This window comes from Hydrogenophaga sp. (genome assembly GCF_048549895.1).
Lineage (GTDB): Bacteria > Pseudomonadota > Gammaproteobacteria > Burkholderiales > Burkholderiaceae_C > Hydrogenophaga.
On the sequence record NZ_JBLYYB010000037.1, the window covers coordinates 36,686 to 54,878 of the forward strand.

15 protein-coding genes are annotated in these 18,193 nt (G+C 67.0%); 6 read left to right on the forward strand and 9 right to left on the reverse strand.

Annotated features, from left to right (window positions below):
• Positions 1-8: 8 nt before the first annotated feature.
• The 4 genes from ACN4F8_RS03195 to ACN4F8_RS03210 all read left to right on the forward strand — a co-directional run bounded on the left by ACN4F8_RS03195 (position 9) and on the right by ACN4F8_RS03210 (position 4,256).
• Complete coding sequence (locus ACN4F8_RS03195; RefSeq protein WP_419472269.1) at positions 9-809, forward strand: ABC transporter permease; 801 nt, start codon at positions 9-11, stop codon at positions 807-809.
• Positions 799-1,863, forward strand: coding sequence for an ABC transporter ATP-binding protein (locus tag ACN4F8_RS03200; protein ID WP_419472270.1), 1,065 nt, complete (start codon positions 799-801; stop codon positions 1,861-1,863). The genes ACN4F8_RS03195 and ACN4F8_RS03200 overlap by 11 nt, the downstream gene beginning before the upstream one ends.
• Complete coding sequence (locus ACN4F8_RS03205) at positions 1,860-2,684, forward strand: phosphodiesterase (RefSeq protein ID WP_419472271.1); 825 nt, start codon at positions 1,860-1,862, stop codon at positions 2,682-2,684. The genes ACN4F8_RS03200 and ACN4F8_RS03205 overlap by 4 nt, the downstream gene beginning before the upstream one ends.
• A 78-nt stretch (positions 2,685-2,762) precedes the next feature.
• On the forward strand, positions 2,763-4,256 hold the full coding sequence (locus ACN4F8_RS03210; protein ID WP_419472272.1) for a hypothetical protein: 1,494 nt from the start codon (positions 2,763-2,765) through the stop codon (positions 4,254-4,256).
• Positions 4,257-4,258: 2 nt separating this feature from the next.
• Here the strand turns inward: ACN4F8_RS03210 and ACN4F8_RS03215 are convergent, their stop codons facing one another.
• Positions 4,259-4,942, reverse strand: coding sequence for a histidine phosphatase family protein (locus tag ACN4F8_RS03215; RefSeq protein WP_419472273.1), 684 nt, complete (start codon positions 4,940-4,942; stop codon positions 4,259-4,261).
• A 193-nt stretch (positions 4,943-5,135) separates the two neighbouring features.
• On the opposite strand from ACN4F8_RS03215, the gene ACN4F8_RS03220 reads away from it, so the two are divergent.
• A complete protein-coding gene (locus ACN4F8_RS03220; protein WP_419472274.1) occupies positions 5,136-7,469 on the forward strand; it encodes a hybrid sensor histidine kinase/response regulator in 2,334 nt (777 codons plus the stop codon).
• 5 nt (positions 7,470-7,474) lie between these two features.
• Here the strand turns inward: ACN4F8_RS03220 and ACN4F8_RS03225 are convergent, their stop codons facing one another.
• From ACN4F8_RS03225 to ACN4F8_RS03245, 5 genes are read right to left on the reverse strand one after another with little or no spacing between them, the layout of a single operon-like run.
• Positions 7,475-8,170, reverse strand: a complete 696-nt coding sequence (locus ACN4F8_RS03225; protein WP_419472275.1) for a VOC family protein — start codon at positions 8,168-8,170, stop codon at positions 7,475-7,477.
• The gene (locus ACN4F8_RS03230) at positions 8,167-9,006 is read right to left on the reverse strand and encodes a PhzF family phenazine biosynthesis protein (RefSeq protein ID WP_419472276.1); all 840 of its coding nucleotides are present in this window, start codon (positions 9,004-9,006) and stop codon (positions 8,167-8,169) included. Before ACN4F8_RS03230 ends, ACN4F8_RS03225 begins: the two co-directional genes overlap by 4 nt.
• A gap of 3 nt (positions 9,007-9,009) precedes the next feature.
• A complete protein-coding gene (locus ACN4F8_RS03235; RefSeq protein ID WP_419472277.1) occupies positions 9,010-10,302 on the reverse strand; it encodes a PLP-dependent aminotransferase family protein in 1,293 nt (430 codons plus the stop codon).
• Positions 10,303-10,314: 12 nt separating this feature from the next.
• Positions 10,315-11,259 (reverse strand): DMT family transporter, encoded by a 945-nt coding sequence (locus ACN4F8_RS03240; RefSeq protein ID WP_419472278.1) that lies wholly within the window; start codon positions 11,257-11,259, stop codon positions 10,315-10,317.
• Positions 11,256-11,870, reverse strand: a complete 615-nt coding sequence (locus tag ACN4F8_RS03245) for a LysE family translocator (RefSeq protein WP_419472279.1) — start codon at positions 11,868-11,870, stop codon at positions 11,256-11,258. The genes ACN4F8_RS03240 and ACN4F8_RS03245 overlap by 4 nt, the downstream gene beginning before the upstream one ends.
• A 153-nt stretch (positions 11,871-12,023) precedes the next feature.
• Between ACN4F8_RS03245 and ACN4F8_RS03250 the strand changes: the two genes are divergently transcribed.
• Positions 12,024-13,451: a PLP-dependent aminotransferase family protein gene (locus ACN4F8_RS03250; RefSeq protein ID WP_419472280.1), complete on the forward strand. Its 1,428-nt coding sequence runs from the start codon at positions 12,024-12,026 to the stop codon at positions 13,449-13,451.
• On the opposite strand, the gene ACN4F8_RS03255 is transcribed toward ACN4F8_RS03250, so the two are convergent.
• The 3 genes from ACN4F8_RS03255 to ACN4F8_RS03265 form a co-directional block, all read right to left on the reverse strand.
• Positions 13,438-15,648, reverse strand: a complete 2,211-nt coding sequence (locus ACN4F8_RS03255; RefSeq protein ID WP_419472281.1) for an ATP-binding protein — start codon at positions 15,646-15,648, stop codon at positions 13,438-13,440. The genes ACN4F8_RS03250 and ACN4F8_RS03255 overlap by 14 nt on opposite strands.
• Positions 15,649-15,696: 48 nt before the next feature.
• Positions 15,697-17,595, reverse strand: coding sequence for an ATP-binding cassette domain-containing protein (locus ACN4F8_RS03260; protein WP_419472282.1), 1,899 nt, complete (start codon positions 17,593-17,595; stop codon positions 15,697-15,699).
• A gap of 151 nt (positions 17,596-17,746) precedes the next feature.
• Entirely contained in the window at positions 17,747-18,076 is a 330-nt protein-coding gene (locus ACN4F8_RS03265; RefSeq protein ID WP_419472283.1) for a hypothetical protein, read from the reverse strand.
• Between the last annotated feature and the right edge of the window lie 117 nt (positions 18,077-18,193).

Genomic DNA, 18,193 nt, shown 5'->3' on the forward strand with positions numbered 1-18,193 from the left:
GAGGATGCATGCGACACAACACGCACAACAAGGCACCTTTCCTGTTCGCGGTGACGGCCATCGTGAGTTTCTTCATGATCGCGCCCATGCTGCTGTCGGTCATGGCGGGTCTGGTCAACAACCACAGCGTCGGCTTGAAAAGTGGGCTCACCACGCGCTGGTTCGTCGAGGTCTGGGAGGTCTATGGGGGCACCGTGGGGTGGTCGCTGGTGCTGGCGTTGGTTTGCGTCGTTGGCACCGTGCTGCTGGGTGTTCCCTGCGCTTATGCGCTGGCGCGCAGCCGCTCGCGTGCCGCGCGCATCTTCGAGGAGTTGCTCACATTGCCGGTGGCGGTGCCGGGGCTGGCCACTGCGCTGGCGCTCATCCTGGCCTACGGGCAGATCACGGCTTTTCGACAGAGCTTCGCATTCATCCTCGTCGGCCACATGGTGTTTACGTTGCCCTTCATGGTGCGCACCGTGGCCTCGGCCTTCCAGCGCCACGACCTGCTGGCACTGGAGGAGGCTGCACGCACGCTGGGCGCGAGCTTTCGCCAGCGTTTTCTCGGCATCCTGGTGCCTGCGGTGTTCCCCGCCATCGTGGCTGGCAGTCTGATGGTGTTCACGCTGTCGGTCGGCGAGTTCAACCTCACCTGGATGCTGCACACGCCGCTCACCCGAACGTTGCCGGTGGGCCTGGCCGACAGCTACGCCTCCATGCGGCTGGAGATCGGATCGGCCTACACGCTGGTTTTCTTCGTTGTCATCCTTCCGGTGCTGTGGGGTCTTCAGTCCCTCGCCCAACTCATGCAAAAGCGCCATGAAACTTGAACGCATTCCCGTCTTTGTGGACCACTGCTCCAAGACCTACGACGACGGCACACGCGGCCTGCAACCCACCAGCCTGCAGGTCGAGCCCGGCGAGGTGCTCGCGCTGCTCGGCCCGTCGGGCTGCGGCAAGACCACGCTGCTGCGCTTGATCGCCGGCCTGGAGACGCTCGACGACGGCGGGCGCATCCGCTTCGGTGACCAGGACGTGACGCAACGGCCGGTGGAGCAGCGCGGCGTGGGCATGGTGTTCCAAAGCTACGCGCTGTTTCCGCAGATGAGTGTGGCGGCCAACATCGGCTACGGTCTGCGCATTCGCGGCGTTGCTGCGGCAGAAGAAAAACGCGTGGTCGGTGAACTGGTGGAGCTCACGCGGCTGAACGGTCTGGAGAGCAAGCGACCCGGTGAGTTGTCGGGCGGGCAGCGCCAGCGTGTGGCCCTGGCGCGCGCCGTGGCCGTGCGCCCGCGCGTGCTGTTGCTCGACGAACCCTTGGCCGCGCTCGATGCCAAGCTCAAGGAGTCGTTGCGCGGCGAACTGGCCGAGCTGCTGCGCCGGCTGCACATCACGGCCATCCACGTCACGCACGACCAACAAGAGGCCATGGCCATTGCCGACCGGCTGGCCGTCATGCGCGCTGGCGTCGTCGTGCAAATCGGCCGCGGCGAAGACCTGTACCGCGCACCCATTCATCCGTTTGTGGCCGAGTTCCTGGGTCGGGTGAACCGTCTGCAACGCACGCCCGGCGCGGTCGCACAGGGCTTGGTGGCGTTGGGTGGTGCGACCCTGGCCTGTCCCCCCGATTGGCGCAGCCACACCACCTTGCTCGTGCGCCCGGAGGACATTGAGGTGGGACCTGTCGGGCAGCCGGGATGGGGCGCCGCCAGGGTCGAGCAGCGGACCTTTCTGGGTGACCGGGTCCAGCTGCGCCTCCATGCGGCTGATCAGGCGGGATTGTTGGTGGATGTGGCGCGCGACACGGTGTTTCAGGCCGGCGACGAGATCGGCATCCGCATCGCGCCGCAGCACCTCATGGCCTGCCAGGAGGCCAGCGCATGAAGCCGATCTGTCTGGTGCAGCTGACCGATCTGCACATCCGCGAGCCGGGCCGTCTGGCGTATGGGCGGATCGACACCGCGCCCTGTTTGCAGCGCGCGGTTCAGAGCGTGCTGCGCTTGCGCCAGCGCCCCGATGCGGTCGTGATCACCGGCGACCTCAGCGACTTTGGACGCGCCGAGGAGTACACGCACCTGGCGCAGCTGCTCGCGCCGCTGAGCATGCCGGTGTACCTGATGCCTGGCAATCACGACGAGCGCGACCAGTTGCGCCGCAGCTTCCCGGCCCACACCTACCTCGGCCGGGACGGCTTCATCCAGTACAGCGTGAACGTGGGCGGTCTGCGCCTGCTCGCGATCGACACCTGCGTGCCAGGCCAGAGCCACGGCGCGCTGTGCGACGACCGGCTGGCCTGGCTGGAGACCCAGCTCGAAGCGAGCCGCCACGAGCCGGTGGTCATCGCCATGCACCATCCGCCCTTTCGCACGCTCATCGGCCACATGGACCAGATCGGATTGCTGGAAGGTGCCGCTGCGCTGGAGGCACTGGTGGCCCGTTTTCCCAACGTGGAGCGGGTCATCTGCGGCCACCTGCATCGGGCGATCGACGTGCGCTTTGGCGGAACGATCGCCTCGACGTCGCCCGCACCAGCCCACCAGGTCGCGCTCGATCTCGATGCCCATGCGCCGTCGGCCTGGATGCTGGAGCCCCCCGGGTTTCGGGTCCATGCCTGGAACGGCGAGCGCTTGGTGACGCACCTGGCGGCGTCGGGCGAGTACGACGGCCCCTACCCCTTTCATGACTCAGGCGGCCTGATCGATTGAGTTGGGCGTGCCAACGCGCCACAGGTTTGTGCAACCGCTGCCACATCCAAGCGAGGCGGCATCACTTTGGAGAAACCCATGTTGTCCATCGACGCGATTTACCAGGCCCTGCGCGCGGCAGGTACCCAGGGTGACGGCAGGTTCTACGCCATCACCGACGGAAACCAGATCGAGCAGCAACTCGACACCCCCCAGCTCTGGGGCCACAACCCCGCGGTCTTCGACTACGTTCCGGCGGCCGTCAACCTGACCACCGCCATCGAAGATCTCATCGCCACCGCGACCGCCACGGTCGACATCTCGGTGCTCTACCCCTTCCCCAGCGGCAGGTTCTTCACGGCCATTCGCAACGGCCTGTTGCGCTCAAAAGTACCCGAGCTTCGCATGCGCATCACCGCCGGGTTCTATTTCCCCATCCAGCCGCTGCTCGATCCGGTGGTGGCCATCGACGATTTCATCCGCAGCCTGGGGCTGCCGGTGGAGCGCCGCATCAGCGTGCACGTGGCGGCCATGCAGACCTGGGCCACCAGCTGGAACCACGCCAAGCTGTTGATCGTGGATGGGCAGCGGGTCATTTCGGGTGGACACAACTATTGGTCCGACGACTACACGCAGTTCGCGCCTGTGAGCGATGTGTCCTTCCGGTTCTCCGGCCCCGCCGCCCGGGTGGGGGAGTCCTTCATCAACAACGTCTGGAACCGGATGTGGACGGACCCCAATGCACCACGCGAGGAAACGCCGCCACTGTTCTGGAGCCGGGTGGGTTTTCAAGGGTCGATCGGGCCGTCTCCCCGGGTCGTCTTTGACAACACCGCGCCGCCGGTGGGCGCCACCCGCATGCTGGCGGTGGGGCGTGCCGGCATTCAACTGGAGCCACTGTTTCCGCTGGCGCCGTCCGACAACGCCAGCCTGCTGGCCCGGATGCTCGCTGTGCAAATGGCCGACGGGCATGTGCGCCTGTCGCAGCAGATGCTCGGGGGTTCTCCCCTGGGGGAATACGACCTGCAGTTTTTCCCGGTGCTGCGCGACCACATCCTCGCGGGCAAGGAACTGAGCCTCATCATTTCCGACACGGGCGCCACCACGCAGACCCGCGACTCCTACAGCGGAGACGGCATCGAGGCCACTGCGCGGCACTTTGCCCAGGCCGTCCGCGATGCGCGACCCGGGATACCCCGCAACGAACTCATCGACTTGCTGGCCAAGAACCTGCACATTGGGCCAACGCGTGTGTACGACCGGCAACCCGATGATCCGGCTGCCCAAAGCTGGCTGTGGCGCAACAACACCGGCGAGGCGCTGGAGCCGGCCAACCACGCCAAGGTCATGATCATCGATGAGCTGGGCTTCTACTTCGGTTCAGACAACGCCTACGCCATGCCCTTCAACCCCTTCGGCATGCAGGAGTTCGGCTTCATTGTGGAGGGACAAGCTGAAACGCAAGCGTTCCTGCAGAACTACTGGGACAAGGCCTGGTCGTATTCCTCGCAGTTCCAGGTCACGGACTGGGCACGCATCGTGGACGAGACCAGCGACCATCCGGCGCTGCCGCAGCGCCTGCACCCGACCTGATCTCAGGCGTAGGTCACCCAGCCCTTGTAGTCGGGGTGGTCCAGGTGCGGCAACGTGTTGTAGGTCAGCAGCGTGTGTCGCTTGGGGTTGAACTGGAACTCGGTCACCGCGCTGTTGCGGATGCGCAGGTTCAGCTCGATCGTGGCCTCCGGGCTCAGGCCCAGCACGTGGCCCACGGCGGTGGAGATCGGCCCGCCGCTGGAGACCAGCAACACGTTTTTCTCGAAGTGGCTGGCCCGCACGTGGTCCAGCGCGCTGGTGACGCCGTGCACAAAGTCGGTGTAGCTGGGCATGCCCTGCGGGCTCACCGTGCCGGCCATCCATTGCGTGAGGCCGTCGCGCAGCAAGCGGAAATGGTGGCGGTAGAGCTCGGGTGCTTCTTCGGCGCTGCGCGGCTTTTGCAGCGGCTGCGGATGGATCGCGCGGATCACGGCTTCGCTGTCGTACTCGTTGAGGCCGGGCCAGGCCAGCGGCGCGTGGTTCAGCTTCGCGCCTTCGGCGATGCCGGCCCAGGTCTGGGCGTGGCGCTTGAGCGTGCCGGTGATGACGGCGTCGAACACCACACCACGCTCGGCCCAGTGCTCACCGAGTCGGCGGCTCTGGCGTTGGCCGAGCTCGCTGAGCTGGTCGTAGTCGTCCGCACCAAACGAGGCCTGGCCGTGGCGCACAAGGTAGAGCGTTCCCATGTGGGGCATTCTGGGTCAGCGACTCGGCCACACTTTGTCCCGGCAGCGACTGGCCACACCCCGGGCAGTCGCGCAGGCGTCTGCCCGGGGTGTGGAGTGCGCGGAACACCCCTGCCTTTGTGGCGCTTTTCCGTCCGCTGTGGCGGGCCGTCTGTGCTTCAATGTTTTGGTATGCCGATTCATTCCCTGATCCATGATTTTTGATTTGCCGACCCTGCTGGCTCTGCGGGTGGGCATCGATCTCCTGATTGCGCTGGCCTTCTGGGCGCAGATGCGCCGTTACCCTGCCATCGGTGGCCCGGGGTGGTGGTCGGTGTCGGCGCTGCTGGGCATCGTGGGCTCGGTCATGCTGTTGTCGCGCGGCGGTTTGCCCGATGCGCTGACGTTTCCGCTGGGCAACACCGCGCTGATGGTCAGCGCCCTGTGCGCCTGGATGGGTTTTCGCAGCTACGTCGGCATGCCCCGACCCCTGCTGCCCATTCTGGCCGTCAGCCTGGCGTTCTTCTGCGTCACGCTGTACTTCCTGGTCCAGTGGGATGTGCTGGTCGTGCGCCAGGGTGTCTTCATCGCGTCGATGATGGCGATCACGGTGTTGTGCCTGTTCGATATCCGGCGGGCCGACCCGCAGGGCCGCGTGCCCGAGATGGTGGCCCTCAGGTGGCTCACGACAGTGGAGTTCCTGGGCGTGGTGGGCTTTGCCGTGTCCCTGAGGTTCGGTGGCTGGTCGCAGGCCGAGGTGACGCCACCGTTCATCTTCTTCTTCCTGCTCACCAAATTGCTGCGGGTGGTGCTGTACGGCGCGCTGGTGTCGTACCGGCTGCGCCTGGACGGCGACAAGGCGCGCCAGGGCCTGCTGATGCGCGAAGCCGATTCACGCGCCTTGATCGACAACCTCAGCGCCGGTGTGATCGTGTTCCGCCCCGACCACACCTTGTCCAGCATCAACGCCGCCGCCCGGCGTTTTCTGGGCTGGGGCGCAGGCGGGGCCAATCCCGCCCTGCCCGAGCCTTCGGTGGAAGGCTGGCAGATGCTCAGGGAAGACGGGCAGCCGATGCGCCGCCACGAAATGCCCTTCGAACGTGTGCTCGCCACCAGCTTGCCGGTGCGCAGCGTGGTGATCGGCATGCCGCAGGGCGAGGGCCAGGGCGTGCACTGGGCTCTGTGCAACGCCTACCCCGAGAACAACGCGCAAGGCGGCCTGCGGCATGTGGTGCTGACCTTCATCGACATCACCTCGCTCAAGAACGCGCAGGCCCAGCAAAAGCACCTGCAGGCACAGCTCGCGCAGTCGCAAAAGATGGAGGCGCTGGGCACGCTGGCGGGCGGCGTGGCGCACGATTTCAACAACATCCTGGCCGCGATCCTGGGCAACGCCGACCTGGCGCGCCAGGATCTGCCGCCCGGGGCCGAGGCGCGCGAGAGCCTGCACGAGATCAGCACCGCCGCACGCCGCGGGCGCGAACTGGTGCGCCAGATCCTGGCCTTCAGCCGCCAGCAGCCGGTGGAGCGCAAGCGGGTGAATGTGTGCAGCATCCTGGCCGAGTCGTGTGCGCTGCTGCGCGGCGCCTTGCCGCCGCAGGTGGAGCTGGTGCAGGTGTGCGCGCCCGGCACCCCGTGCATCGAAGCCGATGCCACCCAGATCGGACAGGTGATCGTCAACCTCTGCACCAACGCCATCCATGCGCTGGACGGACAGCCCGGGCGCATCGAATGCCGCATCGACGCACTGGCCAGCGACTCGCCCCTGTTGCCCTCCGAGCTGGCCCAGGTCTGCGCCCGGCTCGGCGTGGACGCGGTGCGCCTGAGCGTGAGCGACAACGGCAGCGGCATGGAGGAGGCGGTTCGCAACCGGATCTTCGAGCCCTTCTTCACCACCAAGGCGGTGGGCCAGGGCACGGGTCTGGGTCTGCCGGTGGTGCTGGGCATCGTGCAGGTGCATGCGGGTGCCATCGAGGTTGACAGCCAGCCCGGTCGGGGCACCGCATTCACCCTGTTTTTCCCCGCCGCTGTCAGCCGGATAACCGCAGACCCTGAATCAACCACTGCCCAGGCGCCACTTGAACCCGTCACAATGGGTTTCATCGCGACAGTACGCCCCTCCGTTCCAAGCACTCCATCCGACCCAGCCATGGCCGAAGATCCCTCCGCGGTTCCCTCCCACATCCTCTACCTCGACGACGACGACACGCTGGTGTTTCTGGTGCGCCGTTTGCTGGAGCGCCGGGGCTACCGTGTGACGGCGGTCACGTCGCAGACCCAGGCCATCGACGCGGTGCGGGCCTCGCCCGACGGGTTTCAGCTGCTGCTGACCGACTTCAACATGCCCGGCATGTCGGGGCTGGAGGTGGCCAGGGCCGTGCTCGAGATCAACCCGAAGCTGCCGGTGGCCGTGGCCTCGGGCTACATCACCGACGAGTTGCAGGCCGAGGCCAAGGCCGCCGGGGTGCGCGAGGTGGTGTTCAAGACCGATGCGGTCGAGGCCTTCTGCGAGGTGGTCGCACGGCTGGTTCGCTCGGAACCGGTTTGAACGTTTCAGGGCGGGGATAGCAGGTGGATGCTCCCCCGCGTCGGGGTGTCGAGCTCGACCGAGAGACTGGCCGGCCCCCCGTGGCCATCCACCACGCTCATGCCGTCCAGACCCAACGCCTGCAGTGCCGCGCGCAAGCCGGCCGCTCCCGCGTGCCGCAGGCGCAACTGGCGCAGCGAAATGCCGCTGGCCGGCATGTGTTGGGTGGGGTGCACCGAGCCCCACTGGATGAGCGTGGGCAGCACACCGTTGAAGAGCCGCTGGCCGTCGTCGCGCACGCTGATGCGCCACTGCAGCAGGCCGTGGGGCGTTTCACGCGAGGCGCTGACCACCGGCCCACGCTGGATGCCGATGGCCCGCAAGGCCAGCAGTGCCGCGTCGATGTCGGGCACGCTGGCCACCCAGTGCACCAGTTGCGGTCCGTCTTGCGTCAGCCGCGCTTGTAGCGCCGCGTCGTCCAGGTCGAACCAGCGCTTGAACCCGGCGCCGCGCGTGGGCGTGGCCTTGGGGTTGATGGTGATGATTTCCAGGTAGGGCGGCCTGTCGCTGCCGTCATCGAGCTTGAGCAACCGGTTGTGTGTGCCGAACAAGGGGTGTTCACCGCCCGGGCCGGGGGTAGCGCCCAGCGTGGTTTCGCACCAGGCCACGCCTTCGTCCAGCGTGCGCGCGGCCACCACCAGGTGGTCGATGCGCGGCGTCACAGCACCACCTGACCGCTGATGCAGGTGACCGACGTGCCGCCGACCCAGATGCTGCCGCTGCCATCGCGCTCGATGTGCACGCGCCCGGCGCGGCCCATGGCCGTGCCCTGCGCGGCCACGTACCGCTCGGGCGCCAGCCCGGCGCCGATGAGCCACTGCGCCACGGCGGCGTTGAGGCTGCCGGTCACCGGGTCTTCGCTCAGCGTGTCGTGGGTGTGGAAAAAGGCGCGCACCTCGAACGCGGTGTCCGCGCCCGCGGGCTGCGGTGCGACCACGCCGATGTCCAGGCCCGCGAGCACGGCGGCGTTCGGCTTCAGCGCCAGCACCTGCTCGGCGGTGCGCAGCATCACGCCGCGCCAGGGTGGGCCGTTTTCGCACCAGGCGTGCGCCACGATGTCGTCGCGCGGGATGCCCAGGCCACGCGCGATCAGCGCCACGTCGGCTTCATCGAGCGGACCGCTGCGGCGCAAGGGTGGTGCCGCAAACGCCAGCCGGTTGCCATCGCGTTTGATGGGAACGAGGCCGACGCCGCATTCCTGCACCACGTGTTCGCCGCGCGGCTGTCCCCCGGCTTGCAACCACGCGTGGCAGGTGCCCAGCGTGGGGTGGCCGGCGAACGGCAGTTCGCGCCCCGGGCAGAAGATGCGCACGCGGTAGTCGGCGCCAGCGTCCGTGGGTGGCAGCACGAAGGTGCACTCCGAGAGGTTGGTCCAGTCGGTGAAGCGCTGCATGGCCTCGGTGGACAGACCGGTGCCATCGAGCACCACCGCCAGCGGGTTGCCGAGGTAGGGCGTGTCGGTGAAGACGTCGACTTGTTGAAACGCGCGTGGGGTCATGGCTCAGGTGCCCTGCTGCTCGCGGATGGTTCGGGCCAGTGCGGCGATGCCGCTGGCGATCTGTTCGACGCTGGCCGTGACAAAACTCAGGCGCAGGGTGCGCGGATCGGCGTGGTCGGCGTAGAAGGCGCTGCCGGGCACGAAGGCCACGCCGTGTTCCACCGCCTTGGGCAGCAGCTCGGTGGCGTTCATGCCCTCGGGCAGCCGCAGCCAGAGGAACATGCCGCCGTCGGGCTCGTTCCACCGCACGTCCAGGCCCGCCATTTCGTTGTCCAGCGCGGCGAGCATGGCCTGGCACTGGCGCTTGTAGAGCGCGCGGATGGTGGGCACGTGGCGGTCCAGAAAACCGTCCTTGAGCACCTCGGCCACCACGCGCTGGTTGAAGCTGGGGCTGTGCAGGTCGGCCGCCTGTTTGGCCTGCAGCAGCTTGGGGTAGATGCTGGCGGGCGCTACCATGAAGCCCAGCCGCAGGCCGGGCGCGAGGATCTTGGAGAACGAGCCGAGGTAGATGCAGCCTTCGGGGTTGAGCGCGGTCAGCGGCGTGGGCGGTGGCTCATCGAACCACAGGTCGCCGTAGGGGTTGTCTTCCACCAGCGGCAAGCCCACGCGCGCGGCCGCGGCCACCAGCGCCTGGCGCCGGGCCAGGCCCATGCTGCGGCCGGTCGGGTTCTGGAAGTTGGGCAACACGTAGAGGAAACGCGGCGCTGCAACGGGGCTGCTGGCTGGGTCGAGGTCGAGTGTGAGCAGGCGGCGCCGCTCCATGCTCTCGGGCTGGTCGTCGCCCGCGCCGAGCTGCTGCAGCAAGGCGTCCACGTCCACCCCTTCGGCGTCGCTGGCCACGCCTTCGATCTGTGGCTCCATGGGCGAAAAGGCCTGCAGCGCGCCGAGGTAGGTGGGCGTTTCCACCAGGACGCGGCTGCCGCTGTCGATCAGCACCTTGGCCACGAGGTCCAGGCCTTGCTGGCTGCCGGTGGTGATGAGCACCTGCGCCGGATCCACCGCCCAGGGCAGGCTGGCCGCGACCCACTCGCGCAGCGGGCCGTAACCTTCACTGGCGGCGTATTGCAGCGCGCTGCGGCCGTCTTCACGCAACACGCGGTCGCAGGCTTCGCGCATGGCTTCGATGGGGAAGGTGTCGGGCGAGGGCAGGCCACCGGCAAAGCTGATGATGCCCGGGCGCTCGGTGAGCTTGAGCAGCTCGCGGATCACCGAGGGGTTCATGCGCGCGGCGCGGCGCGCGAGGGTCCAGGCGGTGGACGGCGTCGATGATGAGGATGGCAGGTCGTTGGGCTTCATGGCGTTCTCCGTTCAAATCCGTTGGGTGGGTGCGGTGGCGTGTACCGGCATCTTTTTGCCAACGAACACGGTGGCGATCACGGCCGCGGCAAAACCCAGTGTGACCGCGTCCAACCGTTCGCCGAGCAGCGGCACGGCGAACAGCATGCCCAGAAACGGCTGCACCAGCTGCACCTGGCTCACGCGCACCGTGCCGCCCAGGGCCAGACCGCGGTACCAGGCAAAGAAGCCCAGCCACATGGAAAACACGGCGGTGTAGGCAAAGCCCCACCAGGCCGAAGCGGGCAGCGCTGCCTGTGGGCGGGTGAAGGCTGCCAGCGGCAGGGTGAGCGGCAGCGCCATCACCAGCGCCCAGCAGATCACATGCTCGGCACGCATGCGTTGCGACAGGCGCGCGCCAAAGCCGTAGCCCACGGCGGCGCACAGCATGGCTGCGAGCAACAGCGCGTCGGCCGGGTGGATGGTCAGGCCGGCGCTGCCCGAGCGCAGCACCGCAAAGCCCACCACCAGCGCACTGCCCAGCGCTGCGCACACCCAGAAGCCGGTGGACGGGCGCTGGCGGTGCAGCAGCGCGCCCACCGCCGCGGTGGCCAGCGGCAACACGCCCACGATCACGCTGGCGTGCACCGCTTCCACGTAACGCATCGCCACCGAGGTGAACAGCGGGAAGCCGAACACCACGCCGGCGGCGGTGATGGCCAGTGGCAACAGGTCTTCGCGCCGGGGCAGCGGGGCGCGTGTGGCGATCAGGAATCCGATGGAGAGCAGGGCCGCCACCACAGCCCGTCCGAGTGCCACAAACACGCCCGACATCTGAGGCGCGTCCACCGTGCCCACGGCCAGCCGGGTCATGGGCAGGGTGAGGGCGAAGATGGTCACGCCGAGCAGACCGAGCAACAGGCCTTTGTTGGCGGGCTGTTCGATCCAGCGTGGGGTGGCGAGGGCTTGCGTGGTCATACCGTGAGCATCCAGAGGGCTGTGGCCACCAGCACCAGCGCCAGCAACCGGTTGAACCAGACCAGCCGCCGCCTTTGCGTGAGCCACTCGCGCAGCAGCGAGCCGGCCACCGCGTAGGTGAGGTTGCTGACGAAGGCAAACACCACCATCACGCCGCAGATGATGGCCAGCCGCTCGCCCGGGTTGCTGGCGGGCTGGCCTTCGGCGTTCACCACCCAGCCCGCCGTGAGTGTGAGCGCGAGCATCCAGGCCTTGATGTTGAGGAACTGCAGGCCCACGCCTTGCAGGAACGTCACGTTGAGGCGCGAGGCGTCGATGTCGGACAGTTTCGCGGCGCCGGCCAGCTTCCACGCCAACCACAGCATGTAGACCACGCCCAGCAGTTTCACGCCCCAGCGCAGCGCCGGCACGCCCATCACCAGCGCGCCCAGCCCGAGGCCGCAGGCCAGCATGAGCAGCGTCCAGCCGGTGGGCACGGCGAAGCAGAAGCGCAGCGCGCGCCGAAGGCCCAGGTTGGCGGCGAGTGCGGTGGACAGCGTGGTGTTCGGCCCCGGCGAAAAACTCATCGCGGTGCAGAACAGCAGCAGGGCGGTCAACTCGGTGGCGCTCATGGGCAAGTGGGCAAACGGGGCGTGTGGGTTGTCATGGCAGGAGGTTCAATGTAATCTTGCAGCCAATACACCACCAATACAGTTGGCCAGCGCAGTTGTGAAACTGTACTGCCCGCGTCAACAGTACAGAACGCTTGCCAGGATGCCGCCGCCATGCTGATGAAGACCTCCGCACAGTCCCTGACCGAGCAACTCGCCGCGCGTTTCGCCGACCGCATTCGCAGCCGCCTGCTGGCGCCCGGTGCGCGGCTGCCTTCGGTGCGCCAGTGTGCCGAACAGCACAGCGTGAGCACGGCCACCGTGGTGGCGGCTTACGACCAGTTGCTCGCCCAGGGGCTGGTGCACGCGCGCAAGAACCGGGGCTTTTTCGTGCGCGAGATGCCCACCGCGCGGGGTGAGGGTGTGGCCGCGGAGGCCAAGGCGGCGGCGCGTGTGGGTGCGTCGCCCATCAACGCCACCGCCCTGATCCGCGGCATGTTCCACAAGGTCAGCAACAAGCCGCACCCCGGCATGGGCGTGTTCCCGCCGGACTGGCTCGAATCCTCTTTCATGCCGGCGGCCGTGCGCAAGGTCACCAGCACGCGCGCGCTGCAAGACGTCTCGCTCCAGTACGGCGAGCCGCTGGGCGACAGCGGTCTGCGCCGTGTGCTGGCGCAAAAGCTCGGCACGCTGAGCATCCACACCGAGCCCGACCACATCATCACCACCGTGGGCGCCACGCACGCGCTGGACATCGTGAGCCGCACGCTCTTGCGCCCGGGCGACCCGGTGATGGTGGAGGAGCCCGGCTGGGCGGTGGAATTCGCGCGCCTGGCCGCGCTTGGCATGCGCATCCTGCCGGTGCCCCGGCGCGCCGATGGACCCGACCTGGAGGTGATGGCGAAGTACTGCGAGGCGCACAAACCCAAGCTGTATGTGAGCGTGAGCGTGTTCCACAACCCCACGGGTTACTGCCTCTCGCCCGGCGGCGCGCACCGCTTGCTACAGCTGGCCAACCAGCACAACTTTCACATCGTCGAGGACGACACCTACAGCCACATCGCGCCCGAACACGCCACGCGCCTGAGCGCGCTCGACGGCCTGCAACGCACGATCTACGTGAGCGGCTTCGCCAAGATCCTCGCGCCCAACTGGCGCATCGGTTACCTGGCCGCGCCGCCTGCGCTGGTGGAGTCGCTGCTCGACACCAAGCTGCTGAGCACGTTGACCACGCCCGCGCTGCTGGAAAAGGCGCTGGCGCTGTGCATCGAACAAGGCCAGTTGCGCCGGCACGCAGAGCGCATCCGCACCCGGCTCGACGCGGCGCGCGCACGCAGCGTGAAGCTGGCGCTGGCGGCGGGGTGCACGTTTGCGGCCGAACCGGTGGGCCTGTTTGGCTGGGTCGACACCGGGGTGGACACCGACGCGCTGGCGCAGCGCATGCTCGACGAGGGCTACCTGATCGCGCCCGGCGCCCTGTTTCATGCGGCGCGCGCGCCCAGCACGCTCATGCGCATCAACTTCACCACCGCCCAGGACGCCGCCTTTTGGCGCGTGTTCGGCCGCCTGACGCGGGGAGGGCGGGGTTTCAATACACCGTGACCGGCGGCTCGGTGCTGCCAAACAGGTCGCTGCCACCGGCGTGCAGGATGCGCGCGAGGATGCGGTCGATCTGGCGCGCTTCTGCTCGCATCAGCGGCAAGGCCCTGCCAAACAGGCTCCAGTCGTCCGCCCGCGCGGCCAGCTCCAGCCCCTTGGCCAGCCGCGCACCGCGCTCGGCCGTCATGCTGCCGAGCGAACCCTTGAGCCCGTGGGCGTGCGCCACCGCAGCGGCGGTGTCCTTGATGTCCAGCGCCCGTTGCATGTCGGCAAGCCGGGACATCAGGTCGCTGCGCATGGCCAGCGCCAACTGACGCAGGGTGTCCTCGTCGCCGTCCAGGCGCCTGCGAAGCTTGTCCACGTCCAGGGCCTCGGGCGAGGCGACACGGCGCGTGGCGGCTGCAGCCGGGGGCGGCGCATCGGGTGCAGGCACCACGGGCAGTTGTCCCGACGCCAGCGCGGCCAGCACCCGGTCCATTTCCTGCATCAAGGCCTGAGGGCTGACCGGCTTGGGCGTGTAACCGTCCATGCCGGCGACCAGGCAGGCCTGGCGGTCACCCGGCATGGCGTTGGCCGTCACCGCCACGATCGGTGTGCGCTTGAGGCGGCGTTTGCTTTCTGCCTCGCGGATCATCTGCGTGGCCTGCAGGCCGCTCATGCCCGGCATCTGCACATCCATCAGCACCATGTCGACGCCGCCTTGCTCCCACTGCGCAACCGCCTGCGCACCGCCCCGGGCCACCCGCACGATGCAACCCAGGCGCAGCAACAGCTGGCGCAACATCAGTTCATTGACCGGGTTGTCTTCGGCCAGCAGCACCACCATGCCGGCAAAACGCGGGCCAGCCTCGGCGATCTGCGTCAGCTCCCGGGCTGCGCTCGACGGCTCGGCGCCCACCGCTGGCGCTTCCTGCAGCGGCAGGCTGAACGTGAAGGTGCTGCCCTGGCCCAGCTCGCTCTGCAGATCGATCGTGCCGCCCATCAGCCCGGCAAGGCGGGCGCAGATGGCCAATCCCAGGCCACTGCCGCCATGGCGGCGCGCGGTGGACGCGTCGGCCTGGGTGAATGCCTCGAAGATCGTTGCCTGCTGCTTGCGCGCGATGCCCACACCGCTGTCCTGCACCTTCACCTGCAGCACACTGGCCGCCTGACCGGTGGCGGCCACGCAGGTCGCAGAAACATCGATCCGGCCGTTGCGCGGTGTGAATTTGATCGCGTTGGACAGCAGGTTGCCGACCACCTGCCCCAGCCGCCCCGGATCGCCCGCCACCCACTGCGGCAGGTCCGGATGGAATGCGAGGTGGAAATGCAAAGGTTTGGCGCGCGCCTGCTCGGCATGCGGTCCCACGGCGTCACTCAGGGCGCGGTGCAGATCGAAGCGCGTGTGTTCGATCTCCAGCTTGCCGGCTTCGATGCGGGAGAGGTCAAGAATGTCGTTGAGCAGCGCCAGCAAAGACTGCGCCGAACTGTCCATGAGCGAGAGCCAGTTCGCCTGCTCCGCGTTCAAGGGCGATTCCATGAGCATGCGCGTGAGGCCCATCAGCGCGTTGAGCGGCGTGCGCACTTCGTGGCTGATGTTGGCCAGGAACTCGCTCTTCGCACGGCTGGCCTGCTCGGCCAGTTCGCGCGCCCTCGCGCTGTCCTGCTCGATGCGTTTGCGCTCGCCAATGTCGGCCAGCGTGCCCATCAACCTGATCGGCTTGCCTTTGGCGTCGTGCTCGGCCACCATGCCGTGCGTCTCCACCCACATCCAGCCCGTGTCGGTGCGCACTCTGTGCTGCACCACAGCGCGCTGTTCGCGGCCCTGCAGCAGGTGGGACATGGCCGCTTCCAGCAGATGGGCATCTTCAGGATGCAGGCGCGCTTTCAGGTCCGCCAGTTCCCAATAGGCATCCCGGCCAATGTCGCCGATCAGCTCACCCCAGCGCGCCGTCAGGAACATCTGCTGCGCCGGCAATTGCCAGTCCCACAGGGCCAGGCCGGCGGCGTCCACCGCCATCTGCAGGCGGTCGCGGGTCTCGTCCAGCGCTTCCTCGGCCAGCAGCCGGCTGTTGGACTCGCGGTGCACCGAACTGCGCAGCCGGTCGATTTCCCGGTTCTGGCGTTCCACCTCGGACAGCAACTGCAGGGTGCGCGCCTTCTCCTGCCCAAGCTCGTTGAGCGCTCGCTGCAGGTCCAGAGCCAGCCGGTCAGGTGTCATGAGCCATTGTGATGTTGTCCGCAGCTTCTGCTCACGCCGACCGGTGCATCAGCTTGCGCTCAGCACCTCCCAGCGCTCCATTGCACGAAGCCATTCAGCCTCGATATCGGCATGGCGCGCGCCAAGTTGAGCCGCGCGGGCGGGATCGGTGTTGAATAGTTGACCGCCGCCCAGTTCGCTGTCCACGCTGGCCTGCTCCGCTTCCAGGGCCGCAATGCGTGCGGGCAGGGCATCAAACTCGCGCTGCTCCTTGTAACTGAGCTTTTTCTTGCCGGAAGGGTTCTGGGGCGTGCTCACTGGCGCAGGAGCCGCCTTGACCACCGGCGCAGCGGCTTGTGCATCGCGCTCGCGCTGCAAAGCCTCAGAGCGGGCCGACTGCGTCATCCAGTCCTGCACGTCGCCCACGTACTCGCGCCAGCGGCCCTCGCCCTCGAACACCAGGGTGCTCGTCACCACGTTGTCCAGAAAGCGCCGGTCGTGACTCACCAGGAACACCGTGCCTTCGTACTGCTGGAGCAGGTCTTCGAGCAACTCCAGCGTGTCGATGTCCAGATCGTTGGTCGGCTCGTCCAGCACCAGCACGTTGGCCGGCCGCGCAAAGAGACGCGCCAGCAGCAGGCGGTTGCGCTCGCCACCCGAGAGCGTGCGCACCGGCGCGTTGGCCCGCGCCGGCGAAAACAAAAAATCGCTCAGGTAGCTTTTGACGTGCGTGCGCTTGCTGCCGATCTCGATCCACTCGCTGCCCGGGCTGATGAAGTCTTCGAGCGTGGCGTCGAGGTCCAGCTGGTCGCGCATCTGGTCGAAGTAGGCCACGCTGATCTTGCTGCCCTGACGCACCGAGCCGCTGGTGGGCAGCAGTTCACCCAGGATGATCTTGAGCAGCGTGGTTTTGCCGGCGCCGTTGGGGCCGATCAGGCCGATCTTGTCGCCGCGCAGGATGGTCGCCGAGAAGTCGCGAACCACCGTGCGCAGCCCGCCATTGGCCGCAGGGAACGATTGCGTCACCTTCTCCAGCTCCGCCACGATCTTGCCGCTGGCGCTGCCGCTGGCCACCTCCAGTTTCACGCTGCCCAGGGCGTCACGGCGCTGCGCACGCTGCTCGCGCAAACGCTCCAGCCGCGTGATGCGCCCCTGCGCACGCGTGCGCCGAGCCTCCACGCCCTTGCGGATCCACACCTCTTCCTGGGCCAGCAGCTTGTCGGCGCGCGCGCTGATCACCGCCTCCTGCGCCATCTGTTCCTCTTTCAGAATCTGGTACTGCGCAAAGTTGCCCGGGTAGCTCAGCAGCCGCCCACGGTCCAGCTCCACCATGCGCGTGGCCACGCGGTCCAGGAACGCCCGGTCGTGGCTGATCGTCACCAGGCTGCCCTTGTATTCCAGCATCAGGTCTTCCAGCCAGGTGATGCTGTCCAGATCCAGGTGGTTGGTCGGCTCGTCCAGCAGCAGCACATCGGGCCGGCTCACCAGCGCCTGGGCCAGCGCCACCCGCTTCTTGTTGCCGCCCGAGAGCTCGCCCACCTTCACATCGCCTTCCAGGTGCAGGCGGTGCAGCGTCTCTTCCACCCGCTGTTCCCAGTTCCAGGCGTCCAGCGCTTCAATGCGGTTCTGCAGCGCGTCCAGGTCCAGCCCGTCGGCACCACTCAAATACAGGTCTCTCGCTGCGCGAGCATCGGCCAGGCCCACGCTGGCCGCTTCAAACACGGTGGATTGCAGGTCCAGAATGGGCTCCTGCGGCACATAGGCAATGCGCAAGCCGGTCTGCACCTGCAGGGTGCCGTCGTCTGGCTTCTCAAGGGATGCCAGTATCTTGAGCAGAGACGACTTGCCCGTCCCGTTGCGGCCGATCAGCCCGACCCGTTCCTGGGTGTCCAGCGCAAAGTCGGTGTGATCAAGGAGCGCCACATGGCCGTAGGCCAACTGTGCGTTCTGAAGGGTGATGAGTGCCATGCAAAGCCCGAGACAAAAGAGCCGCGATTATCCCCGCCGCCTCTGGTGTGCGCTTGCCTCCCGCCTGCAGGAGTCATGTGTCTTGGAGGGCTGCTACATATAGATAGACAAAAGCCTCCTTCACGGCAAGGAGCTTGCCTCAGTGGCAGCCTCACATCTTCAAAACTTTTTTCAGCAAGTTTGACGAAGGCCCAAAATCTGGCATATACTGCAAGGCTCCGCTGAACACAGCAGCCCTCCACCGGAAGGCCAAAGAAGACAGAGGGAGACGCAGTGAAAGCAGCGTGAAAAGATCAAATAAAAAATCTGATTTTTTGACAGTGCAGCAAAAACTGATGTATACTACGAGGCTCAGCTGATCGCAGCTAAGCAAGCAGACAAAGGTGGTGAAGGCCGCTGAGTTTGCCGGATCATTAAAAATACACAGCCGATAAGCGTGGGCGTTTGAAGGCGATTGCGAAACGGACTCGAAAGAGTTCAAGTCGCAAGACTTTAAACGCTCATGAGAATAGAAGTGAAGTTCACTTCAATTCCGTTTTTATGAGTAATTTTCAAGATCGAACTAAAGAGTTTGATCCTGGCTCAGATTGAACGCTGG

Bases quoted from the DNA above. Each gene is read 5' to 3' on its own strand.
- ACN4F8_RS03255 (WP_419472281.1), bottom strand. From the start codon at position 15,648: ATGACACCTGACCGGCTGGCTCTGGACCTGCAGCGAGCGCTCAACGAG.
- ACN4F8_RS03210 (WP_419472272.1), top strand. From the start codon at position 2,763: ATGTTGTCCATCGACGCGATTTACCAGGCCCTGCGCGCGGCAGGTACC.
- ACN4F8_RS03245 (WP_419472279.1), bottom strand. From the start codon at position 11,870: ATGAGCGCCACCGAGTTGACCGCCCTGCTGCTGTTCTGCACCGCGATG.
- ACN4F8_RS03240 (WP_419472278.1), bottom strand. From the start codon at position 11,259: ATGACCACGCAAGCCCTCGCCACCCCACGCTGGATCGAACAGCCCGCC.
- ACN4F8_RS03200 (WP_419472270.1), top strand. From the start codon at position 799: ATGAAACTTGAACGCATTCCCGTCTTTGTGGACCACTGCTCCAAGACC.
- ACN4F8_RS03215 (WP_419472273.1), bottom strand. From the start codon at position 4,942: ATGGGAACGCTCTACCTTGTGCGCCACGGCCAGGCCTCGTTTGGTGCG.
- ACN4F8_RS03195 (WP_419472269.1), top strand. From the start codon at position 9: ATGCGACACAACACGCACAACAAGGCACCTTTCCTGTTCGCGGTGACG.
- ACN4F8_RS03235 (WP_419472277.1), bottom strand. From the start codon at position 10,302: ATGAAGCCCAACGACCTGCCATCCTCATCATCGACGCCGTCCACCGCC.
- ACN4F8_RS03205 (WP_419472271.1), top strand. From the start codon at position 1,860: ATGAAGCCGATCTGTCTGGTGCAGCTGACCGATCTGCACATCCGCGAG.
- ACN4F8_RS03260 (WP_419472282.1), bottom strand. From the start codon at position 17,595: ATGGCACTCATCACCCTTCAGAACGCACAGTTGGCCTACGGCCATGTG.
- ACN4F8_RS03220 (WP_419472274.1), top strand. From the start codon at position 5,136: ATGATTTTTGATTTGCCGACCCTGCTGGCTCTGCGGGTGGGCATCGAT.
- ACN4F8_RS03230 (WP_419472276.1), bottom strand. From the start codon at position 9,006: ATGACCCCACGCGCGTTTCAACAAGTCGACGTCTTCACCGACACGCCC.
- ACN4F8_RS03250 (WP_419472280.1), top strand. From the start codon at position 12,024: ATGCTGATGAAGACCTCCGCACAGTCCCTGACCGAGCAACTCGCCGCG.